Origin of the sequence: Streptomyces sp. (genome assembly GCF_035563135.1) — a bacterium.
GTDB lineage: Bacteria > Actinomycetota > Actinomycetes > Streptomycetales > Streptomycetaceae > Streptomyces.
On the sequence record NZ_DATMVN010000190.1, the window covers coordinates 1 to 3,329 of the forward strand.

Annotated in this window: 4 protein-coding genes and 1 pseudogene; 3 read left to right on the top strand and 2 right to left on the bottom strand. The window is 67.7% G+C overall.

Annotated elements, in window-relative coordinates:
• Together VN520_RS08275 and VN520_RS08280 are read left to right on the top strand one after the other, a co-directional pair.
• The coding region (locus VN520_RS08275; protein ID WP_325746199.1) for a class F sortase at nt 1-400 on the top strand (400 nt) is incomplete at its 5' end.
• A gap of 301 nt (nt 401-701) precedes the next feature.
• Nucleotides 702-1,160, top strand: a complete 459-nt coding sequence (locus tag VN520_RS08280; RefSeq protein ID WP_325746200.1) for a cupin domain-containing protein — start codon at nt 702-704, stop codon at nt 1,158-1,160.
• A gap of 874 nt (nt 1,161-2,034) precedes the next feature.
• Here VN520_RS08280 and VN520_RS08285 read toward each other — a convergent pair.
• Nucleotides 2,035-2,505 carry a hypothetical protein gene (locus VN520_RS08285; protein WP_325746201.1) on the bottom strand — a complete coding sequence of 157 codons (471 nt, stop codon included), beginning with the start codon at nt 2,503-2,505 and terminating at the stop codon, nt 2,035-2,037.
• A gap of 130 nt (nt 2,506-2,635) precedes the next feature.
• Nucleotides 2,636-2,908 (bottom strand): annotated as a pseudogene (locus VN520_RS08290) (hypothetical protein); the annotation flags it as partial.
• A gap of 226 nt (nt 2,909-3,134) precedes the next feature.
• On the opposite strand from VN520_RS08290, the gene VN520_RS08295 reads away from it, so the two are divergent.
• Complete coding sequence (locus VN520_RS08295) at nt 3,135-3,314, top strand: hypothetical protein (protein WP_325746202.1); 180 nt, start codon at nt 3,135-3,137, stop codon at nt 3,312-3,314.
• The last annotated feature ends 15 nt before the right edge of the window (nt 3,315-3,329 follow it).

Here is a 3,329-nt window from a genome sequence, read left to right on the forward strand (position 1 = left end):
GGTCATGGAGCTCGGCCTGGAGCGGGACGGCTCGATGGAGGTTCCGCCGGGCGCCTATCCCGTCGGCTGGTACAACGGCAGCCCCACACCGGGCCAGCTCGGGCCTGCTGTCCTCGCCGGCCACGTCGACTGGGAGGGCGAGCCAGGCGCCTTCCACGGAATACGGGAGCTGCGCCCCGGAGACACCGTCGTCGTGGACCGCGCCGATGGCACCGTCGCGACCTTCCGCGTCGACCGCGTCGAGGAGCACGCCAAGGACGACTTCCCGACCGAGGAGGTCTACGGCGACATCGACCACGCCGGTCTCCGCCTGATCACTTGCGGCGGAGCGTTCGACGAAGACACGGGCGACTACCGGGACAACATCATCGTGTTCGCCAGCCTCGCAGCGGTCGGCTGAGCCACGTTCAGGCGCGGTCCCTCCCGCGCGGACGTAGGGCTCCGACACCCATCCCCACACTCCTGGCCGCTTCCCACAACCGGCTTCGATCCGGCTGCAGCGGGCCGGGGGAAGGGTGGGCCGTAGGCCCATCGCTCTGCGGTAACGGTGGCGGCGGAGCCAGGGCTGTTAGACCGATCGAACCCAGTCTTGAACGGCCCACTCAGAGACATCCCGTCCGGACGCGTTTGTCCTTACCAATCCGTGGCCCTGGGTGGAACGATCTCCGGAAGAGCCGTTGACAGCGGAGGCGAGGGCAGCCATGACCGTATTCGACAGGCAGGGCCGGGGGCCGGACGAGTCTGGCGTGATCGCGGTCCCACCAGGCGCGGGCCAGACCATAGCCGGCCTCGAGCTCGTCACGCTGAAGTTGACCGGCGAGCAGACCCGAGGCTCGATCGGCATGTTGGAAGGGACGAGTCCGCCAGGAGTCGGACCTCCCCGTCACATTCACCGCTCCAGCGACGAACTGTTCTACGTCCTCTCAGGTCAGTTCCTCTTCTTGGCCGGGGAGCTGCTGACTGAGGCTTCACCGGGATCGTTGATCTTCATTCCGCGTGGAACCGTTCACGCTGTCAAGGCCCTTGGCAGTGAGCCGGGAAGGGTGCTCACCGCGTTTGTCCCGGGAGGTCCGGAGCGCTCCTTCGAGGAGTTCGGTCGGTTGCCCAGGGATGTGGTCGCTGAGAAGTACGACTCCGAGTTCGTCGGACCACCCCTGTAGGTGCAGCCCAGCTCGGCCAACAGTGTCTTTCTTGTCGAGATGCCCCTGAGACCGCCTTGTGTCCCAAAGCGCCCCATGTTGAGACGACGGTCGTTCCTGCTGCCGTGGACTTGACACGTCCGTGGTCGCCTTGGCGCCACGGCTCTCAGGACCGCTTGCTCTCCACCAGCTCGTCGGCGAAGGCTTGAAGGCGACCAAGACCGGCATCACCTTCTCGCCGCACAAATCGATTCCGGACGACCTCGTCGAACGGCTGGCGCGGGCGTCGCGAAAGGACGCCGGGGCTAACGGCGCAGCCTGTCTTTCACGTAAGCCGAACAGCTACCAACGCACTGAGGGCACCCCAGGCGAGTCGCTGTGCGCCGTCTCGCAGGGGCTCCCGCTTCCGGTCACTGAGGGAAGTCATGGCCCCCAGCGGTGCAGCGGGAGTGATCGATGCTGGACGATGGCCCAGGGCAGCGGCGATGTAGTCGACGACACCGCTGGGCACGTCGGCGCTGGCCCCCGGACCAGCCTGCTGCGCTTCTCCGGTTCACCGATCGCCGGGTGCCTCGCCGACCTTCGACAAGCGAAGAACAGATCCCGGTACTCGCGGTCACCGGGCTCTTCGGGTGCCCGGTGCATGGTCAGCGCCAGGTCGCAGCGATCCTGGGTCGGCGTCGATGCTCAGTTCCTCGACGAGTTCGCACACCAGTCCACTGACGGCGTCCTCTGCGCTGTCGAGGCGTCCGGCGGGTAGAGACAGCGGACCATACCCACGACCAGGAACTCGGAGAACCGGCGAGACGCAACGCCGGCCACCACGTACGCATACGCCAGAACGGTCTCGTAATCGACCGGTGACCAGTCGACCAAGAGACAATGAAGCTCCGGGCTAGGGCCCGATGGGGAGGCGCGGCTCTGGTGGCGTGGGCAGGAGCTTGAATCCGGCCGCCAGCAGCCCGTACCCGAGCGCCGCGCGAGTGTGCGGCAGCCGCACGCCGGTGGCCGCCCGCGCCTGCCCGCGGCTGAAGACCCACCGTTCCGCTACGAGCCCCAAGCCGACTGCCCCGACGACCACCGCTGCAACGGACCCGGACGCGGCCACCTTCTGCCGAGGGCCTATTGATTGCCACCACTGCCCTGAGCCGGCCTCGGCTGCCTGCGCTAGCTGCTCGCGCACGGCGGCACGGGCGGCCCGCAGGTCTGGTAGCGCCGCTGCGAGGTTGATGGCCATCAGACCCGCCTTCGCCCATCCGCGCGCAGTGCGCGAAGCGATGAAGTCGGGCGTGGCGTAGTACAGGGCAGTCGCCGCTCCGGTGACCAGGGCTGGGCCTGCGCGTGGCGACATCTGTGTCGTCGTCATGCAGCCAGTGTCGCCCAGTGCGCTGCTGCAGGCGGGCGCCGATCGGGGCCGTAACGGGATCCCTTGAGGCGCGGTGAGTGAGCCGACGGCCTTACTACCGACCTACATGAGCAGGCGCGAGGGATCGGCGTCACCAGGACTTGACGACATGGTCCGTTGTGCGGGTGAAGCCGTAGATCACGGAGCCGGGTTCCAGCCGCTTCTCCTCGAGCCATGCCCAGCGTGCAGCCCCGACGTGCACCATCTCCCAGAGAGACAGGCTTCCACCGCTCGTGATCGCGAGCATCCTTGCGCCCGACTGTCGGACGGCTTCGTGCTCGAGGAGTCGGGTGGCGATCCGCTCGTCTCGAGTGAGGATGGCGGCGCCATACGCTGCGATTTCAGGGATCCACACGTCGTCGGGTTCACCGTGATTGGTGACAGGGCACTGGTTCTAGCCAGTGAGCCTGCTTCCGCCGGTGTTTCCGTCCGTCGTCGCCGATCCAGGTGACCGGAAGGTGGGCCGCCGCCAAGGCGTGCCCGAGCCCGGTGGCGTTTGCGTCGGCGAACCAATCCGCCTTGGGAGGCACTCAGGCGACGGGGGCTAGCTACTAGAAGGCCAGCGCGTCTTGCACTCCTCGAGACGTCAGATGGAACTCGTCCGCGACAACCTCGACAGACAACCCCGACTGGTGGCTCCCCACGATGACCGCAGTCCGTACGCCACGGACGGTGGCCGCCAGGCTGTCGTGCCCCGCGCCGACGTCCCGCCCCTGCTGCAGGGCCTCACGCGGGCCCTGAGCCAGGCGAGCCGCCGTCCCTCGACCTGAGCCCGGCGCGGATCA